Genomic DNA, 19,690 nt, shown 5'->3' on the forward strand with positions numbered 1-19,690 from the left:
TTGGTTTATTAGTTAGCTATGATTCCGAAAGATCCAGTTTTAGGTAATAAGGGTTCGTTGTGCATCATCATTGGTTTTAAGTTTCCATTAGAGAGTATTTTGAATACATAAATGGCACCTTTGTTCCCTATTAACTGATATAAATATTTTCCATCTGTACTGTGAATTAGATCTCCAAAGAATAAGCTTTCATCCTTTACTTTAAAAGCTGCTCTTTTATCTAATTTTATAGCACCAGAATCGCTAATATCATATAAGCTATATGAGCTCGATAAAGCATTTGCTGCCCATAAATGTTTCTTGTCTGGACTTATTTCAATCCAACAATTTGCAATTTCTCCCCCTTCGGAATTATTTCCTGTTAAAACATCTGGTGATAAAACCGAAATCATACCGTTTTTATCAATTTTATACGCAGTAGTTGAGCCCGTTTGCCAAGAGTATTTTGATGATTGAGGCACAACATTGGCTTCTTCTCTAAACATACCTTTCTCATTTAAAAAACGAGCTTCGGCGGCATATAATACATGATGATCTTTGAAAGATGCGATATCAAAGCCAACAGGAATCGCTAGCCATCTCCCATTTGTTCCATTATTTGGTGATTGAGCTTGCGAAATTGGATCCTTTGATAACTTTCCGGTCTTTTTGTTGACTGCGTAAACTTTTGTTAAGCCTGTAACCAATTCATTTACTGCTAAAAACTTGCCGTCAGGTGTGAACATGGTACATGAAGGACGTGCGTTTAAGTTTCGCATGGAGTTTTCAATAGGGGTTAACTTACCATTATTATCAATAAAAAAACCTTTCAGATTTCCAGTAAACGGAGGTGTTGGTGGAGCTACACTTCCAGCACTAGCCACGTAAACTATGTTTTTATGTACAGCAATACTTAGTGGATGAATATCTCCAGTTTTGACGATATTTACAAAAGAGAGTTTCCCATTTTCCTTTATTTTAAAGGAGGTTAGTGAACCATCTCCAGGATTTACGACTAAGAGGAATTTATTATCATTAGTTTTATAAACACTATATGCCGAAATTAATGGGTCAATTCCATCTTTAAGGGGATGGGTAATATCATAACCCCAATCGAATATTTCTATATTTCCGGTACCTTTTCCTTTGGTTCCGAATTCCCCAATTTCTTCAATTTTATTTTTGAAATGTTTGAATGCAATTACAGAATTTTCATGCTTATCGTTTGTGGCAACATATATGTAGTTGGCATTTTCTGTAGTTCCAGTTTTATTCTGACCGAAATTGTAAGAGTTGGTTATTAGTAAAAGTAATAAAATAGTATACTTATTTTTCATTATTATGATTGGATTAAGTTAATTTTCTTAAAATGTTGTTTGTAACAAAGGGGTAACCGTGCCCATTTCAGTACTCAGCTTTTCTTTCTGAGATGTGTTTAAAAGACTTCCTTAAATAGTTTTATTTATGGATATAGATTTTGCTTTTGTCGTTTAAAACGCAAAAAGAACCCAATGCTTTGTTTTTGTTGTTAGTAGTGTTAGTAAAAGCTGATTCTTTGGTTCATAAATGAATTTTAAGAAACCGCTAGATAGATTTATCTAACGGTTACATTAAATTCATGATGTTAATAATTAAAGAGTGTTTTTTTGCCCTCTTCTACAATCAAAATTAATTGATAGAACGCAAGAAATATGGTACTTTTTTCGGAGAAAGTTGGTTGCCGTTAAAGCCCTAATTTGAAGTTAGTATGTTATATAGAAATTTAACTCTAATTCTACTCAATGATAGTCTTCCAGTACTCATCTCTATTTTTTACATGTTTAATGTAAGTACAAATGGCAACGGCTTGATGACCTTCATCGTGAAGTTTTTCAAAGGTTTTTAAAACAAGTTCTTTCCCAATTCCTTTACCTCTAAGGTTGTAAGGAACTTCAGAGTGAACCAAATACATTTTGTCATTTTTCCAAACATATTCTACTTTGGCTTCCTCACCGTTTATATCTAGACTAAACTTCCTGTTATCTGTATCGTGTTTAATTTGTAACATACTTGGTATTAATTTATGCATCCATTTAATTAGTTCTTCCTTATAAGGGTTTCTTAACTTTTTACTTCCTATGGTAATTGTTGGAAAGTTTAATTTTCTATTTATATAGAGATTCCTGAGTTCCTCTGCATGATATTCATTAGCTTCAACATCTAAAAACTGATATGGTAATCCAATTTCATCCAAAACAAGTTTGTAATAATTTGTTTTATGGCACCCAGAGGCGCCATAAAGTTTAATTTCAGGAACATTTCTAATCATTATTTTACAGTTTTTAAAACTTCAATAGCTGCATCAACGTTTAAGTGGAAATCAGCAAAAACAACATTGTCATTTTGATCAATTAATACAAACCAAGGAGTTCCTCCTGTTTTATAATTAATCATAATATTTGATCTTGATTTGTCATCATCACCAGCGTCATGACCAAATGGTATTTTTAAGTCGTATTTTTTCTGAGTTTCCAGCATCTTTTCATAGGTGTTTGCATCATGACCTTCAAAAACAGTTTGGACGGCTAAGAAAGCTACTTTATCGTTACCTTCAAGTGCATTTACCATTTTTTGAAGGTTAGGTAATCCTACACTATGACAACCCGGACACCAGCTTTGAAAACAATATAAAACTTTAAATTTACCTTTAAAATCGGATAGTTTTATTTCGTCAGTTTTATTTCCATTTGCATCCACCCAATGCTTTACATTAAATTCGGGTGCTTTAAATACTTTATTTTCGGTGTTGTTCATTTTTCAATTGATTTAAATTTAGACAATAATTTTTCCTAGCTACCTAATAGGTAGATAGCCTAGGATGTGATTAATTTGAAAGAATACTTAGGTATTATTCTTTTTGTAAAGTCATAGACTCTGAGTTAATACAGTATCGAAGTCCACTTGGTTCTGGTCCATCAGGAAATACATGTCCTAAGTGCGCATCACAAGTATTACACATAACCTCAACTCTTACCATACCAAAGGAAGAATCCTTTTCATATTTAATAGCATTCTCTTGAATTGGTTGTGTAAAACTTGGCCATCCAGTACCTGAGTTAAATTTAATTGTAGAGTCGAACAATGGAGTGTTACAACATACACAATTATACTTACCAGCATCGTAGGCACTACATAAAGCTCCAGAGTGAGGCCTTTCTGTTCCTTTTTGTCTTGTGATTCTGTATTGTTCTGGTGTTAGGAGTTCCTTCCATTCAGCTTCTGTTTTTTCAACTCTTCTGTCAGGAACAGGATTTCCATTTACAGCAAAACTAATTACGTCTTTCCAGGTTAGTATTTTGTCTTTCATTGTATTATTCCTTTCTTTTGTTATACAAATATACTATGGAAGAAGAGTAAATAACGTAACTATTTTCCATCGCTTTTTATATATTTTGCTCACTGTTAAAATTCGCCTTTTTATAAAAATTAGGAGATTTTCCAACGTGAGTTTTAAAAAACTTTGAGAAATGAGAGGCTTCCTCAAAACCTAATTCGAATGAAATTTCGTTGATGTTTTTTTCTGAGAAGGATAGTAATCGCTTGCTTTCAAGAATTATACGTTCATTAATTACTTTAAGTGGTGATTTGTTATAATAACGAGTGAATATATTAGATAAGGATTTCGATGTCAAATTCATGAGGTTAGCATATTCTGAAACTTTATGCTTTTCTCTAAAATGCATTTCTACTAATAAATTAAACTTTCGAATGGTATCTAATTTTGGTTGCGGCATGTCGGGGTAAGGAAGTGTTTTCTTAGCTATTCTTAGTGATTTAATGAGTAACCTTTTTAAAAGCACCAAAAGCATTTCTCCTTGAATATGATCTATGGTTTCAAACTCTTCGATAAAGAAGTTATATAATAGCTCGAAACTTTGTTGCTCCTTTTGATTTAGTTTGACTACTACAGGTGTTGAAGATCCAAGAAATAATAATCCATTACAGGAAACCTCATTATCATGATCTCTAATACAGTAGAATTCTCTATTAAAAGAATATATTACAACTTCCCTGTTTTCAACTTCGAAGTCTAAAAGATTTAAAGGGGTGCAAAACAACATTTGATGTTTTTGTAATAAGACACTGTAGCCATCAACACCAATACGTATTTCATCATTTTTTGCCCAAATTATTTTATAACAATCTCCTCTCATTTTGGGAGCGCTATAACTAAGCTCAGTTGTATCTATTAAATCGAATGTAGCTTCATTTTCTCCAGTATAACTAAATTTCATAAAAAAGAGGAACCTGTTTAAAATTTTAATAAGTCGTTATAAAGTTGGAAATTAACGCAAAAGGATTAAAAAAATGTACAAAATGTATAAAAAAATAAAAAAGTGGTTTAAATATTTGGAAATATCGAATAAAAAGCGGTATATTTGCAACCGCAAATCGCGGGATAGAGCAGTAGGCAGCTCGTCGGGCTCATAACCCGAAGGTCACAGGTTCGAGTCCTGTTCCCGCTACAAATAAAAACGGATTGTTAATTAACAGTTCGTTTTTTTTATGTCTTAATCTTTATTACTTTTTTTATTTTAAAACCAACAAGAATATATAGTGTAGTAGCGATTTTAATGAGATTCATAAGATAAGCTTTTTAAATGCTAGGCTTTGAGGATAGAGCGTATTATAAGCTTTGGACTCAACTGAAATAATTTTAAGATATTTGTTTTATGTTGATAAATCTATAAATATTTCTTCAGCATGATTAAATAATAATAAATGCCCTTCGTCAGGGTATTTTTTTAAGGTAGCCTCGTTAATTCTATCAGCCATTAATTTTGCCCAGTTATAGGGGGTGTTATTATCTTTTTCTCCGCACCAAAATATTGTAGGAACTTGAATTTCGTTTAGTCTAAACCCCCAGTCTTTTACTAAAATATTCGTAATTTCATAGGCAACACCTTTGCTTCCATTTCTAAAAGCTTCTTTATACATATCTTCAATGACTTTTATTACAGCAGTGTTTTTAAGAATTTTCTGATCGGGTTCACTCATGATTTTAAAAAAATGCTGAAGTGATTTTTTAGGGTTGTTTGCTACTTGTTTTGCTTGTAATTTTAGCGACCATTTTAATAAAAGTGGAAATAATTTTGCGAAGTTCAACATCAATTTGACTTCTTTTGATAAATATTTTTTACTCTCCTTAGTATACGGGGCAAAACCGTTGATTATTGTTGTCTTATGGATATTTTTAGAAAATAAATAAGCTATACCTAAAGAAAAAGGTGAGCCCGCCGACATTCCTGCAACAGAAAATTTATCAATCCTCAAATAGTCCAGTAATTGTTTTGTGTCTCTTGCAAAACTTAAAATAGTTCCGTTGGAATTAAAATCTGATATTCCATGACCAGGTCTGTCAATGGTGATTATTCTTAGGTTATTTTTAAAAGCAAACGAAAGATCGTAGTGCATTTCTAATCTCGAACTTTGAGAACCATGACAATAAACAATCGGGAAACCATTTGATTCTCCATATTCGGCAAACCCTAATTTTCTTTTATCTTTTAATATAAAATATTGGTCAGTTTTACTCATTATTTAATGCAAATGTTTATTCTGGAAAAGATTACGTTGCCTTATTTAACAACACAATCTATAATGAACCAAAAAGCGAATTAAAAAAACACTATTTTGAGCGTTTCAAAATTTTCAAATAATTGTTCGTTATAACGAAATGGTTTTTGTTCGTTCGTATTCTTTTGGTAAATATCCCATTCGTTTTTGATTTGTTTTTCGATGACTATATTTTTAATTCTAATATTTCATAAGTTAACTTAGTATTTTGAATTTCTTTAACAGTGCCTTTTAAAATTGTATGTTGAGAGCAACAGACACTCTATAGAAATAAAAAAAGTAAATTCTATTGATGATATTGAAAAGAGCATTGTATTATTGTAATAGAAAGTTTGATATTTTTCTAGCTATTGAGTACACGTATTCTTCTTGTGTATTACTCAATACAATTATTGTAATTCCTTTATTTGGATACATCCACATATCTGTAGCAAACAAGTCACTTGCTCCACCATGAAGTACCAACTTATGCTCAGAACCATTATTTTCAATACCCCAGCCGTATCCATAATTACTATATAAACTTTCGGTTTGTAAATGCGGATAAAGGTATTTAGAGGTTGTTTTTACATCAAGTACTACATTATTTCTAATTGCTTTACTCCAAAGTAACATATCATTAGCATTTGATAAAATACCTCCATTTGCCTTAAGATTTAGATATGGACCTTTAGCACTCCAATTTTCTTCATTTGGTTTTTTAGCTTCTTTACCGTCTAAAAAACCGTTGGCGACCTCGTCTTTTTCCCATTTAGGAATTACATAACCTGTATGATACATTTTTGAAGGTTTAAAAATGGTTTCATTTAAAAAGGTTTCATAATTTTTTCCACTAACTTTTTCAATGATTAGCCCAAGTAAACTATAACCAATATTTGAATAATTAAAATTTTCACCTATTGGGCTCATTAGTTTACTGCTAAAGACTTGATTTAAAAAATCTTCTTCTGTAATAGTATCATAATCTCCTCCTATTCCATCAACTAAACCAGAAGAATGGGTGAGTAATTGATGAATAGTTATATTTTTTTTATCATTTGGAACTGTGTTAAAGTACTTTAATAGCTTGTCATCAAGCGATATCTTATTTTCCATAGATAATTTTAATATTCCAGCAGCGGTAAACTGTTTTGTAATAGAACAAATATCAAAAACAGTATTGATATCATTCAGTCCATTTTCTTTACTGTTTTTCTTGCCATATGCTTTGTTAAATATGATGTTGTCATTTTTAGCGACTAAAATTACTCCTGAAAAGCCTTTTTTAATAAGTTTTTTATCAATGGTAGTTAAATCATCAATTATTGCTTTTCCATTACGAATTCCTTTTACAGTTCCATGAGGTTGTCTTAGAATTAATTCTTTAAAAACACCGTTTTCTAGTTTTTCGAATTCTACATTAAATCCCTCTTCATTTTTCAAAGAAAATTTGTGAGCTCCTGTGGCAATTAATTCCGTTTCTCTATCTCCAGTTACAAACAAGTAGAGTTTTGTATGATTCTCTCTTTCCTTTGTATAAATACTTATTGGAATTCCTACTGCTTCATAGATGTATTCACCAACATATTGTTGTAAACTATTAATAGTATTAGCTTTTTTAGTTTTTGTTTTACTATTTGTGCAACTAAAACTCATTAATGATAATGAAGTAATTAGAAGCAATAAGATTGCGTTTGTTCTTTTCATTTTTAATTTGACTTTTATTTACGAACAGCTTTGTATACACCATCAGGTTGCGTTAAAACTAATTCTTTAAAAAGGTTGTTTTCTACATTCTTAAATTCAACTTTGAGCTCTTGTCCTGATATTTTGAAAGAAAATTTATGCTGTGCAGTTAGGCTTAATTCAAATTCTGGTTGGTCATCGGAAATAAAAAGATAAAGAGTAGTGCTATTGTTTTTTGTGTAAACCTTTAATGTCATTCCTGAAATTTCATACTCACCAACATATTGTTTAAGAGTAGTAGTATTTAAATCTAAAGTTTTTGGTGTATGCTTAAAAGCAATAGCATCAAGTGCTGGGGCTACTTCTATCATCGCTTCAGAAATAGCACCATCTCTATTGGTTCTAAAATTAATTTCAAATTCTGTTTCTAAAGTATCTGCTTTTCTGTTACGAACATTAACTACTTCAAAAGTGTCATAATGATAATGGTTTAAATAAAACAACCTCGTTTTATCTGTGGTTTGCATGAATAAAGAATCATTTTTTATAAATACTTTAAACTTACCATATCCAGGATTGTAGTAGTTGCCTACGTAATCTACTTTGCTATGAGATGGCTTTGTGTTTTTAACATTTGAAGAAGTGTTCACAACGTCATTACCTTCTTGCAATTCTCTTGCTCTTTTTTGCACGTTTGTATAGCGTTTTACCCAATCGGTTTTTTTTTCATTTAACATTCTGTCAGAGATTATATTTCTGACTAGTGATGGAACTTCAGAGAAGCCTTGATTACTTAATACAACGATACCAACCTTATCTGTTGGGAAAAATGCTACACTTGCTGTAAAACCAATGAGATTTCCACCATGTTCTACACGATAATGTCCTTTGTATGAACTCAAGTTCCATCCATATCCATAATTTTGGAAGTGTATATCAGGAGAGTTTTTACTAGGTAATGTAGATGACATAACCATTTGAGGACTTATAGCTTCATTGAGATAGGATGAAGGGATAATTTCCTTATTATTATACTTACCGTTATTTATCCATGTGATTAACCATTTAGCCATATCATTAACACTACTGTTAATGCTCCCTGCAGGCGCCATTCCCGCAATATCTTGGTAGTCCATTTTTCTAATGCTTCCATCGTTTTCTTGCTGATAACCAAATGCTGCATTGGTAAAAGATTTCATTTCTGTAATGGTCGCATTTGATCTGGTCATATTTAAAGGTTTAAAGAAATCATTGGAAACATTTTCTTCCCAGCTTTTACCAGTTATTTTTTCAGCTAGAACTCCTTGTGCTAAAAACATATGATTGTTGTAATGCCATTGTTGACGAACTCCAGTAATAGGAGCTTGGTATTTAACACGAAAGAGTAAACTGTCTTTGTTGTATGTAGGGAAAAAATACCATGAAAAATCACTGCTTGGAAGCCCAGTACTATGGCGCATTAAATCCTTAATGATGATGTTCTTATTCATGTCATCATTGTAAAATTCTAGTTCAGGAATATATTTACGAGGACTATCGTTAAAAGATACTTTTTTATCTGCTCTTAATTTTCCTAAAATGGCAGAGGTAAATGCTTTGGTAGTAGAGCCAATAGCAAATAATGTATTAGCATCTACTGGAATTTTATTTTCGTAGTCTCTATAACCAAAACCTTTAGCATAGACTACTTTGTCTCCTTCTACTACAGCTATTGCAAATCCTGGGGTATTAGTTATTTTAAGGAGGTTGTTTAGTTCTTTATCAATCCCTTTTAATCTTTTGTCTCTTTGTGCTGTTATGACTACTGTTGACAGTGTAAATATTAGGCTAAGTATTACTTTTTTCATCCTTATCATGTCTTGTTAAAATTGAGTCATTTTTACTTGTAGTGATGTAACTAAAACTTGTTAGTATTAATATAAAGGCACCTATTACTAAATTGTTTTTTGCTTTCATAATATTTAGATTTTTAAAGGATATTATTTTTTCTCCATTACAAATGGACGTAATTTCTTTTTTAAATCTTCAAATTCTTCGCGAGGTATCATCTCTATATCTAGTAAAGTTTTGGCTTCTTTTAATTTTGAAATGGCTTCCTCTCTAGTCATTTTTCTATTTTTTAATAAAATCTCGCCAGATTCAACTGCCAATTCAGTGTCCATAACACTTATATATTTATTTATTCCAAAAGCTCTACCATTTATTTCTCCTAATACCATGACTAAAAACAAAGGTTTCTTTTTACTCCCTCTGTGATAGGTTTTTATTTCTTTAACTATTGCTTTGGTATTTTTTAAGCTATTACTAACCATAACTTCATCTTCTCCAGCTAAAGCATTTATAATATTACCAAATCCCGCGGGTCTTCCTCTTTTTATAAATTCATAAGTTTTTTTAGTGGTACTTCTGGTTCTAGAATATCCGAATTTTACATTTTTACCATAAAGTCCAGAAAGGGTTCTAGAACTTAACTCTTGAGAGGTTGGGGTTCCTAAAATAACGGTATCGCCAACTTTAATTACGTTATTGTTAACTGTTCTATATTTTTTTACTAAAGTTCTATTCCTAATTTTTTTAAAGAACTTTATGTCTTGTGTATTTTCATAAGTTAGTGAATCAATTGTTTTTTGAGCGCTTACAACTGATACTGTTAATACAATTGTTATTAATAGAATAAATTTTTTCATCGCTTTCGGATCAAGTTATTTTCTTCAAGGTTTTAACTTATTACTAACTGCTGTCTTTGCAAAAGATTAGTTGAAGGCTTGAACAACTAACCTTTTACAAAAGCAATTAGGAAATGAATAATAGGAGGGAATAAATAATATGGTAAAATCTACTTTGGTGCAATTCCAAAAAAATCTTTAATTGCATCTACAGTAAGATTATTAGATGTTTCATCATGATTTCCATTTCCGGAAATTACAGTAGCGTTTTTAGATTGTAAAAAATGAATTTCTTCAGCGGTAAGACGACCAACAGCTTGATCTTGTGTTCCAAAAACATACATTATATTAGATAGGTCATTAATAGAATTTAAGCGTTCTGTATATCTGTTTTTCGCTATTCCTGCAAATAACTTCATAGTATTTCTTTCCATTATATTGTCTTCAATACCTGGAATTATTATGGGAGTAGTGCCATTTTGGAATCTAGAATTTTTCCCTTCTAAAGCTGCTTGCCAAATAATATCATTAATATCTAATCTCCCAGTAATAATCAAATATTTATCTGCAACATTAATTCCATGTTTTGCAATGAGTTCTTGAGTTAAAAAAGCTCCAAAAGAAACGCCTAATACATATACAGTTCTTCCTTGTTCTTTGAAAAAGTTTATAACTTTAAATAAACTCTCAACACTTTCTCCATCAAAATTAATAGCTTGTTCTAAGGTTATATTATTATTCGTAAAAGGAACCAAGTTTTTTGTTTGAGCTTGATGTACATTGGCCATTAAAACATCATCAGTGTTATAATTTTGGAAAAATAAATTTACAATGTGTTCATCTAGTTGATAGCCTGGACCACCTTGAGAGTTGATCAAAACTGTAGAAGCACTTTCATTTCCTTTAAAGTAGATTAATTCTTTAATTTCTTGAGATATTTTTAAAGGTTCGGTATCATTTTTTTTAGAACAAGATATAATGATAAGTACTAAAAATATCATTGAAATAAACTTTCTAATTAAAGAATGATAATTGATGTTTGCAGTTTTTAAGTATACTCTTTTCATTTTTATATTTTAAATTTATAAAGCAAAAGTATAGCACGCTTGTAAAAAAGAAACTTGTTTTGGAGCTAGAGAAGTGCTAAAATGTTAGGATTATACGAATTAGGACTTTTTTAAAGTTATTCGTAGTCTCCTTTAAGTAGTACTTAGAAAAGTTAAAGAGATTGTTTAACCATTAGTATTTCTAAAAGGTATTTTTTTCTTATAAAAAAACCAAGTATAGTTACTTGGTTTTTTGAGAGTTGAACTTTCTTTGTTTTAAAAAAGGAAGTAACCAATAGATAACTGGAATACTTCATTTTTAATTTTTGTGCCGGCGTATTCATTAGCGACTCCAGTACTTAAATTAGATAATCCATAATTGTACTTTGCACCTAAATTTAATCCGTTTTTAAATTGATAACCTAATCCGAAATCAACTCCAAAATCAAGAGTTTTGAAATTGCTCTTTACATTTACTCCATTGGTATCTGCAGAAAGTAAAAAACCTATTTGAGGTCCTGCTTGAATATTTAATCCTTCAGTTAAATAATATTTCCCTAATAGGGGAATATTCAAATAATCTAAATTAACTGATGATCCTTGTCTTGAATATAATAGTTCTGGTTGAAAAAAAAACTTTTCAACGATAGGTATTTCTGCCATAATACCTAAATTGAAATCAGTTTTTCGGTCAGATTTTAGTGAATTAGCACCTGTAATTTGTGCAAAGTTTAGTCCTCCTTTAATACCAAATTTACTTTCTTGTGCGTTTAAGCCTGTAAATCCTAAAACTATTATTAGAATAGTAAACGATAATTTTTTTTTCATCTTTTTAAATTTATAATTAACAGATTCAAAAGTATATTTGAAAGGAAGATAAAAGTTGATTTTTAGTAGTAAGAAGTACTGAAATAATAAGAATTAACGAATTAGGACGTTTTTTGTAATTTTCTATAAGCCCCAGGAGACATTCCTATATTATTTTTAAAAACATTATAAAATGCACTTTTAGATTTGAATCCAGACTCTAAGCCTATTGCTTCTACAGAGTATTTGTTAAAAATAGGGTTGTGAAGTAAGTTTTTTGCCGCTTCAATTCTATATTCATTTACAAATTGAATAACACTTTTATTAATTTCTTGATTTATAATTTGAGATAGATACCCTTCACTTGTTCCTAATTTAGTCGCTAAATCTAACCTACTTAAAAAAGGGTTTTTATACAATTCATGGTCCTCCATTAGTTTATATAGCTGACTTATAATTTTAGAAGTAGTATCGGTTTTTATTTTCTTTTTAGGGTGAAGATTATTTGTTTTTTTAGAAACTAAATAGTTGTGTATTTCCTCTTTTTGTTCGATTACTTGTAATCTAAATATTCCGTGGTATAATACCCACCATAAACATAGAGACATAAGTATCCATTGAACGTATATAATATGAAATGATTGGAACACATAGGCCTCCACTCTTGTTAAAATCCAAATGATAATAAGGTATATAATAAAGAGATTTAATCTTAGTAACCAATGTTTTTTATCATCTGAAATTGTGGTCGAATTTTGTATCAGTTTTCGACTTTTAAGAATTAAATATAGGTTAAATCCAATAGAAAAAAAGTCTCTAATTAAAAAAGCTAGAAATTCAAGAATCGAATTATATAGATTGAACGCATATATGGGGATTTCCAAAATTAGAGATGCAATAAAAGGGAAGTATATCCAAATGTATCTACTTTCTTTGAGTAACCCATGGTTAATTTGAACTAAAAAATAAGTAAACAAAGTAGCTGCAAAAAGGAGGTCTAATCTAAAGTTACCTAAAATTTGAATACTAAGGGAAGTCATGTTAACATCTCCCCACTCTAATAAAGTTAATGTGGCTAGCAAGAATAATGATAGCGAAAGATAATTATTCGCACGACTTTTATAAAAAGAAGATGTGACTAATGAGATGCTTAAAAAACACCCAATAATTACACTTGTAATCATTATAATATCTAGCGCTGTTTGATTCATTCTTGATGCTATATTGAAAGCTTAAGTAATTGTTTAGCTATTACGAACTCACTAATATATGATGTAAGATATACTAGTTCGTTAAATAAATTATAAATTATTAAATAAATATTTAATGCATAATACATTTTTTTAGTAGAACAGGTAAGGAAAAGTTACCCCTTTCAAACTCATAACCCGAAGGCCACAAGTTCGAGTCCTGTTCCTACTACTAGGAAGCTTCACATTTAGTGAAGCTTTTTTTATGCTCTATGATTTGCTAAATACTTCAAAATTTCTGCGGAGACATTGTAATATTAATGTAGTAACCTCAAATGGAAATAGATATTCAAAGTATAAATTTGTTTTTCTTATCATTGTTGGTAAGTTTAACCAACTAAAATAGAATGATGAGAATAACCACTGTATTTATGGTGCTTTATTTCTTCACTGTGAATATATCAGCTCAGAAAAGTAAACAGGTAGATTCTTTATTAAAGCTATCCGAAAAGTATTGGACCAATAATGCGGATTCATCTTATTTTTATGCAAACAAAGCTATTTTTATAGCTAAATCTCTTCAGGATAAGAACCTTCTGGCAAGAACCAGATTGGCACTAGCGTCATCAAAATTAACACAAGGGGGGTACACTTTTTCGGAAAACACATTACTTCTTAATGTTTTAGATAGTACCAGTTTACATGATGAAATATTGGGGGATACCTATAAATTCTTAGGGTATACTCTTTATCAAAAAAAGAAGTATTCTGAATCTAGCAAGGTCTTTTTAAAAGGAATTTCGATCTACGAAAAAATAGGAGACAGTGTTGGTATTGCACGATTATATAATGGACTCGGAATGATTCAATATAAATTGAAAAGAGAAGTTGAAGCTGAGAAAAATTATGAAAAAGCTTTAGATTATAACAAATCCAATAAGGGCTATAAAGACGTATGTACTTACTTGAGTACACAAATGAGTATGGCAGATTTGAGTAAAAATAGGAATGTCGCGGAAAAAACGTATCTCGAATCTGTGGTATTGGCAGCTGAAAGTGGAGCTGATTTTTTTATACCTACCATTTATAGGCAGTTGAGCGATTATTATATCAACCAAGGAAATTATGCAAACGCCATAAGTTACGCTAAAAAGTCCTTTTCTGAGTCTGCAAGAATGAAACTAGGCGGAGAAGAGTGTTTGGTTTACAAAAATATTGGTGCTGTTTACTTTCTTAAAGAAGAATACAAAAAGGCAATAGAATATTATTTTAAAGCATTGCCTTCTTCCAGAGCAGAAGTCCGAGATACTATATATAAACAATTGTCAAAGAGTTATTACAGATTGAATGATATTAAAAATGGAGAGCATTATTTTAACGAGTTTTTAAAGCATTCTGACTCTATACATAGGTTACAGAATGAAAAGACGGTAGCCGATATTGTTGAAAAGTATAATTCGGATAAAAAGGATATGGAAATTCAACTGTTACAACATGAAAATTTTAATGTATCTCAAGAAAACAAGCGAAAGAAAACTCAGTTAATTGCAACTTTATTTTTAGTTACACTTTTACTGTTTGTGTCTTATGTAATGTGGAAGTTTTTTAAGCGGGAAAAAGAGCAAAATAATATACTTTATGCTAAAAATCAAGAATTGGTTCTTCTAAATAAAAAGACTAAAGAAACTAGTTCTAAAAAGATACTTTTTGAACAAGAAGCAAACAAAGAATTACTCTTACAGCTTGAAAATGTAATGAATTCAAATCTCTTCTTAGATAAAAAGCTAACCTTATCTAAATTAGCAAAAACGTTAAATACAAATACTAGCTATCTTTCTAATTTAATAAATAATCATTATCAAAAGAATTTTACGGATTTTATAAATAAGCATCGTATTACCTATGTGTTATCAAGGTTGGAAATAGATGAGGTGTTTAGAAACTATACCATTGAACATATTTCAGATAGTTCTGGCTTCAATTCTACTTCGGCATTTTATAAAGCCTTTAAGCGACATACGGGGTTAACACCGTCCTATTATATTAAGCAACGATTAAAAAATCAGAATTCTAAAGTTTAATCATAATTCGTCGGAATATAATTCAGAGGAAATATTTTCTCTCAATTTATAAATTGAAATAGCTTGGTTTTGATTATCAGTGTTTTTGGTTTTGATTTTGTCTAATTATGCATCTCTATATTTAAAGATTTTTTTCATGTATAAACTTTTTAATTTTAAACTAGCTATTACTTTTTTATTTTCATTAACGCTTTTTGAATGTTTAACTTCATTAAATAGTTAATATGGAAAAGGAATATAAAAATCTAGGATTTGTTTTATTGATATTGATTCCTATCACCATATTTGGATTTTTGAAGAGTTACCTCTCTGGCTTTCCAGATTTCGAAAAAGATCCTGGTACTGCCATTCATTTTCATTTTACCATTTCTGCAATTTGGATTGTTTTATTTATTGTGCAACCTATATCTGTGAGATTTAAGAAGTTTACTCTTCACAAAACATTGGGCAAACTATCGTATTTGTTATTTGTGTTACTGATGATTTCATTTATTCCATTGTTTATTGAACAAATAGAATATAATTACTTACCGCTTACTATTTTGACTACTTCAGACATGGTTTCTGTAGTGTTGTTTTATGGTTTAGCAATTTATTACAAAAGGAATATACCTATTCATATTAGATATATGATTGTATTATCTATAGTATTTGCATTGCCAGCCATTGGAAGAATTTTTATGAATTGGTTAGGTTTTTCATTAATTGAAAATATGATTGCAGGATATGTTATATTGATATCCTTACTTATAGTTCTTATAATACTAGATAAAAAGAAAAAGAAGAACGTTAAACCTTATTTACTGGGTGTCGTATTTTTTACACTTAAACAATTTGTGTTTATACTGGCATTTTATAAGGTTATTTAAGTGTTAACTGTTGTGGTTAATACTTTGAAGATTGGGGGCTAGGTTTTTTACTACGATAAAAGCTTCACATTTTGTGAAGCTTTTTGGGTTGAAAATTTCTTTAACTTTGTTCAACGGTCTCAAGTTGTTGATCTACGTTTTTTGATAGGTAAGAAGGAATGAAATTTTTTATACTGCCAATCATGTCAAACAATAGTTTTTCTAATAAAACCATCATATCAATAACAGTACAAGGATTGTCATTGGTAATGTTTTTCATTATTGGGTATATTTCATCTATTTTATACAATTCAAAATAAGCACCAACGTGTTGATAAAGTGCTTGGAGCATGAAGTTTGCAAGTTTAGAAATATCCTTCCATAACCAATTAAATAAATTCATTACATAATCTAAAATATCATTTTTACCTTTTAAAGCCTTTATCAATGCATTGGTTAGTCTTTTTCTAATGTTTGCAAAAACACTAGTAGGCTTCATATCGAGTAATACCTCACGTAATACAGGTTTTATTTTTTTTACAATGGATTCAGGTAATTTGGTTGTAGGTAAATACGATAAAAGTGTATCAATTACAATTTTACAAATTAGATTAGTTGGAGGCTTCAAACCAAGATTTATTTGTCCATTCAGACCTGGAGTTTGAGGTAATAACTGTGTATAAGGATTGTTGCTTATTGGGGAGGCGCCTTTTGCACTTCTCAATATTGCTAAATTTGCAATACCAGCTAATATGGTTCCTGAATTGAAATAAGGAGCATAAATGGAAGGAACCATTTGTAGCATGCCAATTTCCCAAGCATGAGGAACAATATCTAAACGATTCCAAACTCTAATTGTTTGTGTTCCCAAGGCATCGTTATAATAATTAGAGAAGTCTTTATTTCCTGGAGTTGCGCCAGCTGAGGGAAGACAGCTTATGATTGCTTTACGGTTAAAATTCCAGTTATTTTGGGTGTCATGCAGGGCGAGTGCTAAGGTCGCTGATAAAGCACCTCCAAGACTATGACCTGTAACAACTACTTGAGATGAATGATTTAAATCTGATTTTAGAAATTCAGAAACGGTTTGCCCCTGAGATTTCATCTGGTTCATAAGGATATCTAATCCAATACTTGTTCCTTCAGAAATTCTTAAATCTTTACCTTCTTCATTTGAATAAGGCCAAGAAATCGTGTTTTCTACTTTAAAATCTTCGGTTAGCCAACCAAAAGAAGAAGGACCGTTGGTTCCCGATACAGCAATAATGTATTGTGAACGATCACTATTTGCGGCAATATACATGGCATTTGTCACAACATTTAGTTTTTCCTCTGGGGAATGATACACTTCTGGTCCCCAAACTACATCCCAAGTACCAATAAGTTGTTGTACTCTATCATTATTTAATAAACTTACTAGTCTTTTAGCCAAGATCGGTTGTAAGTCTTTAGGGTTATCAGCACATACTCCACTGGCTATATTTGAAAAAACTGAATGTGTAAAAATTCTTTGCTGATTATTGTAAATAGTATTCATAATGCTAAGTTTTGGTTTTTATTAAATTTTTGAATAAGATTATTAAACGGTAAGGGCTTCTTTAATTTGTAAGAACTCTGAAAGTAAATCATCAGTTTGAATTAAATTCCATTCAGCGATATTTGCTAGCATATTAATTTCAAATGGATTAAGTCCTAATAAGGTGGCCGGAAAGGTTTTATAAAATGGGAATTTACCTGGAGGTATAATGCCTGCGCTATATTTCTCTAAAACTTGTATTCCCTTAGTGTCAAGTTTTTCAAGAGCATTGGTATCCATTTCATTTTCCCAATTTTTGGGTCTGCAATTGTAGTGCCATAATATCTCTACTTCATAATTTCCACTAACATCCCAATTTTTATTTGGCAATACTTTTAGGGTGTTTTTAGATACTAGGGTTTCTCCTTTTTCTTGGCACTTTTTGAAATCGTTAATTAGATTTTTAAAAAGTGCTTTGTCAAAAACTTGCATATTTTCTAAATGAATTCCTTGGATGGGATCATCTTTTTGAGCCATCCCAAAGAAAGCACCAATAACCGTATCAATTTCAGGAGTACTTTTTTGGTAATTGAATTCAGTCTCTGTATTAACAAATACTACAATTCTTTTTACTTTTCGTCTCAGTAATGCCATCAACCCAAAATTATCAGATAACCCAGCATCTCCAAAATTAAAAAGTTGATTTTCAGTAGTTGTTTTTGCTTGAGCAGGTGAAAAATAATTAGCCTTTGGAGTTAAGTTATCTAAATGATCTATTATAAAGGTAATTGTATCTGAAATATTTTTTTTTGTGAAATTCTTATAGAATTCATTATAATCCCAATTTTTTAAAAATGAACTATCATTTGGGAGTTGTTCAGAAAGTGTTTTTATAAAAGTATTTAGCTGATCTTGTAATTCCTTGTTAGAGTGGGAATTGACAAATGACAGTAAAAATTTAAGAAGTGATAACATATTAATGATACCATCCGAGCTTGTGGCTCCTGCAAAAGCTGAGCTACTAATTCCTGTAGCTGTTGTTAAACTGGCTAACGAATTAGAGTTTTGCCTCATAACCCAAACTTTTCCGTCTTTTAGTTTTGAAATAACTTCAGTGTCAAAGGCAAACATGGGTAAGTTTCCTCCTCCAATACGCAACTTACTACGATCTAATTTTCCATCAAATCCGGCACCTTGGTATAATGGAGTGTATTCGTAAGGAATGTACATTCCATTTCTACCTTCTGTAGGTCGTAATATAAGACCATTGGCAATATAATAAGGAGGATAAAAACCATTTTCCCTTTTGGTATTCATGAACCTAAATTTTTTTTCCTCTATTTTTTGAAGGCTTCCTTGATTTTCTAAAATAGTTTGTAAGGAAGAATTGTTTAAAGTAAATGATTCAAGTGATTCACTAAAGGGGGTAGATAGCTCATTTTTTGCTAAAAAAGTTATACCTACAGCTTCAATCCACCATCTGCTTAACATTTCATTGGTATAATTTTTATTCTTGTTTTTTATAAGAGGAGCAAGACTACATAGTAAATTAGATATAAAGGTTAAACTTTTAGTTCCGTAGGCCATTTCAGGAACTTCTGAAGTATTGATTAACTTCGAAGATTCACTTGCATCGATATAACTTCCTAAAAGCTTGCTACTATTGTTTTGCGGAGCGAAACCATAAATACTGGCAGCCCAAGAGCCTCCTGATACAGAAGAATAATACCCTATTTCTTTTGCATAACCTTTTTTATGCAAATAGCGCATTTGCCCCATAGCTAAAATCATGGCTCTAGTTCCTCCACCGCTAAAGCATACTCCCGTATCAATTCTGTTCTTATATTGATCCAATTTACGTTCGGGGAATAAAGCTGTATTATCTGTGTCGTCAGTGAGATTAACCATAACTTGACTGAATAAAAGGATTCTTTCAGATTCATGCTGTTCATTATTTTCTTTATAACGCACCTGAAGTCTCAATACTTTGTTCAAATCTTTCTCGTTCAGTTTAAAATCAAAAGTACTTTTACCACTATCGTTTATAAGCGAAATTCTATTTTTTATGCGCCAATGTTTATTTTTAGAACTAGTAGAGTTGGCATTACTACTAAAAATTAAATCGGCATTACTTCGTGAAGATTGTTTACTGGAAATGTTCACTTGTAGCTTGAAATGATTTGATTTTTCAACTACAGTAACCTCGAATTTTTTTATCCAAGGAATGTTCTGGGGGTCTGATTTGGAATAAATCATTATTGATTAATTTAAAAGGT

At 30.7% G+C, this 19,690-nt stretch carries 16 protein-coding genes and 1 tRNA gene; 3 read left to right on the top strand and 14 right to left on the bottom strand.

Features of this window, described 5'->3' with window-relative positions; genetic code table 11:
• Nucleotides 1–8 precede the first annotated feature (8 nt).
• The 5 genes from ACKTTV_RS17845 to ACKTTV_RS17865 all read right to left on the bottom strand — a co-directional run bounded on the left by ACKTTV_RS17845 (nt 9) and on the right by ACKTTV_RS17865 (nt 4,253).
• Nucleotides 9–1,316: a lactonase family protein gene (locus ACKTTV_RS17845; protein ID WP_408032235.1), complete on the bottom strand. Its 1,308-nt coding sequence runs from the start codon at nt 1,314–1,316 to the stop codon at nt 9–11.
• A gap of 437 nt (nt 1,317–1,753) precedes the next feature.
• The gene (locus ACKTTV_RS17850; RefSeq protein ID WP_408032236.1) at nt 1,754–2,287 is read right to left on the bottom strand and encodes an N-acetyltransferase; all 534 of its coding nucleotides are present in this window, start codon (nt 2,285–2,287) and stop codon (nt 1,754–1,756) included.
• A complete protein-coding gene (locus ACKTTV_RS17855) occupies nt 2,287–2,772 on the bottom strand; it encodes a peroxiredoxin family protein (protein WP_408032237.1) in 486 nt (161 codons plus the stop codon). The genes ACKTTV_RS17850 and ACKTTV_RS17855 overlap by 1 nt, the downstream gene beginning before the upstream one ends.
• A gap of 94 nt (nt 2,773–2,866) precedes the next feature.
• Nucleotides 2,867–3,313, bottom strand: a complete 447-nt coding sequence (msrB, locus tag ACKTTV_RS17860) for a peptide-methionine (R)-S-oxide reductase MsrB (RefSeq protein WP_408032500.1) — start codon at nt 3,311–3,313, stop codon at nt 2,867–2,869.
• A gap of 88 nt (nt 3,314–3,401) precedes the next feature.
• Nucleotides 3,402–4,253 carry a helix-turn-helix domain-containing protein gene (locus ACKTTV_RS17865; RefSeq protein ID WP_408032238.1) on the bottom strand — a complete coding sequence of 284 codons (852 nt, stop codon included), beginning with the start codon at nt 4,251–4,253 and terminating at the stop codon, nt 3,402–3,404.
• 158 nt (nt 4,254–4,411) lie between these two features.
• Here ACKTTV_RS17865 and ACKTTV_RS17870 point away from each other — a divergent pair.
• Nucleotides 4,412–4,484: transfer RNA gene (locus tag ACKTTV_RS17870), tRNA-Met, on the top strand.
• Between the two features lie 205 nt (nt 4,485–4,689).
• On the opposite strand, the gene ACKTTV_RS17875 is transcribed toward ACKTTV_RS17870, so the two are convergent.
• The 7 genes from ACKTTV_RS17875 to ACKTTV_RS17905 form a co-directional block, all read right to left on the bottom strand.
• Nucleotides 4,690–5,556 carry an alpha/beta fold hydrolase gene (locus ACKTTV_RS17875; RefSeq protein ID WP_408032239.1) on the bottom strand — a complete coding sequence of 289 codons (867 nt, stop codon included), beginning with the start codon at nt 5,554–5,556 and terminating at the stop codon, nt 4,690–4,692.
• A gap of 354 nt (nt 5,557–5,910) precedes the next feature.
• A complete protein-coding gene (locus tag ACKTTV_RS17880; protein WP_408032240.1) occupies nt 5,911–7,281 on the bottom strand; it encodes a serine hydrolase domain-containing protein in 1,371 nt (456 codons plus the stop codon).
• 14 nt (nt 7,282–7,295) lie between these two features.
• The gene (locus ACKTTV_RS17885; RefSeq protein ID WP_408032241.1) at nt 7,296–9,107 is read right to left on the bottom strand and encodes a serine hydrolase; all 1,812 of its coding nucleotides are present in this window, start codon (nt 9,105–9,107) and stop codon (nt 7,296–7,298) included.
• A 132-nt stretch (nt 9,108–9,239) separates the two neighbouring features.
• Nucleotides 9,240–9,947, bottom strand: coding sequence for a hypothetical protein (locus tag ACKTTV_RS17890; protein WP_408032242.1), 708 nt, complete (start codon nt 9,945–9,947; stop codon nt 9,240–9,242).
• Between the two features lie 149 nt (nt 9,948–10,096).
• Nucleotides 10,097–10,993 (bottom strand): hypothetical protein, encoded by an 897-nt coding sequence (locus ACKTTV_RS17895; protein ID WP_408032243.1) that lies wholly within the window; start codon nt 10,991–10,993, stop codon nt 10,097–10,099.
• 255 nt (nt 10,994–11,248) lie between these two features.
• Nucleotides 11,249–11,800, bottom strand: coding sequence for a porin family protein (locus ACKTTV_RS17900; RefSeq protein ID WP_408032244.1), 552 nt, complete (start codon nt 11,798–11,800; stop codon nt 11,249–11,251).
• Between the two features lie 101 nt (nt 11,801–11,901).
• Nucleotides 11,902–12,990, bottom strand: a complete 1,089-nt coding sequence (locus ACKTTV_RS17905; protein ID WP_408032245.1) for a helix-turn-helix domain-containing protein — start codon at nt 12,988–12,990, stop codon at nt 11,902–11,904.
• A gap of 386 nt (nt 12,991–13,376) precedes the next feature.
• Here ACKTTV_RS17905 and ACKTTV_RS17910 point away from each other — a divergent pair, with 386 nt between their 5' ends.
• Together ACKTTV_RS17910 and ACKTTV_RS17915 are read left to right on the top strand one after the other, a co-directional pair.
• Entirely contained in the window at nt 13,377–15,050 is a 1,674-nt protein-coding gene (locus ACKTTV_RS17910) for a tetratricopeptide repeat protein (RefSeq protein ID WP_408032246.1), read from the top strand.
• A gap of 224 nt (nt 15,051–15,274) precedes the next feature.
• A complete protein-coding gene (locus ACKTTV_RS17915) occupies nt 15,275–15,919 on the top strand; it encodes a hypothetical protein (RefSeq protein WP_408032247.1) in 645 nt (214 codons plus the stop codon).
• Between the two features lie 100 nt (nt 15,920–16,019).
• Here the strand turns inward: ACKTTV_RS17915 and ACKTTV_RS17920 are convergent, their stop codons facing one another.
• Nucleotides 16,020–17,435 (bottom strand): lipase family protein, encoded by a 1,416-nt coding sequence (locus ACKTTV_RS17920; protein WP_408032248.1) that lies wholly within the window; start codon nt 17,433–17,435, stop codon nt 16,020–16,022.
• 42 nt (nt 17,436–17,477) lie between these two features.
• Nucleotides 17,478–19,670, bottom strand: a complete 2,193-nt coding sequence (locus ACKTTV_RS17925) for a hypothetical protein (RefSeq protein WP_408032249.1) — start codon at nt 19,668–19,670, stop codon at nt 17,478–17,480.
• Between the last annotated feature and the right edge of the window lie 20 nt (nt 19,671–19,690).

The organism is Tenacibaculum xiamenense (assembly GCF_964513065.1).
GTDB lineage: Bacteria > Bacteroidota > Bacteroidia > Flavobacteriales > Flavobacteriaceae > Polaribacter > Polaribacter xiamenense.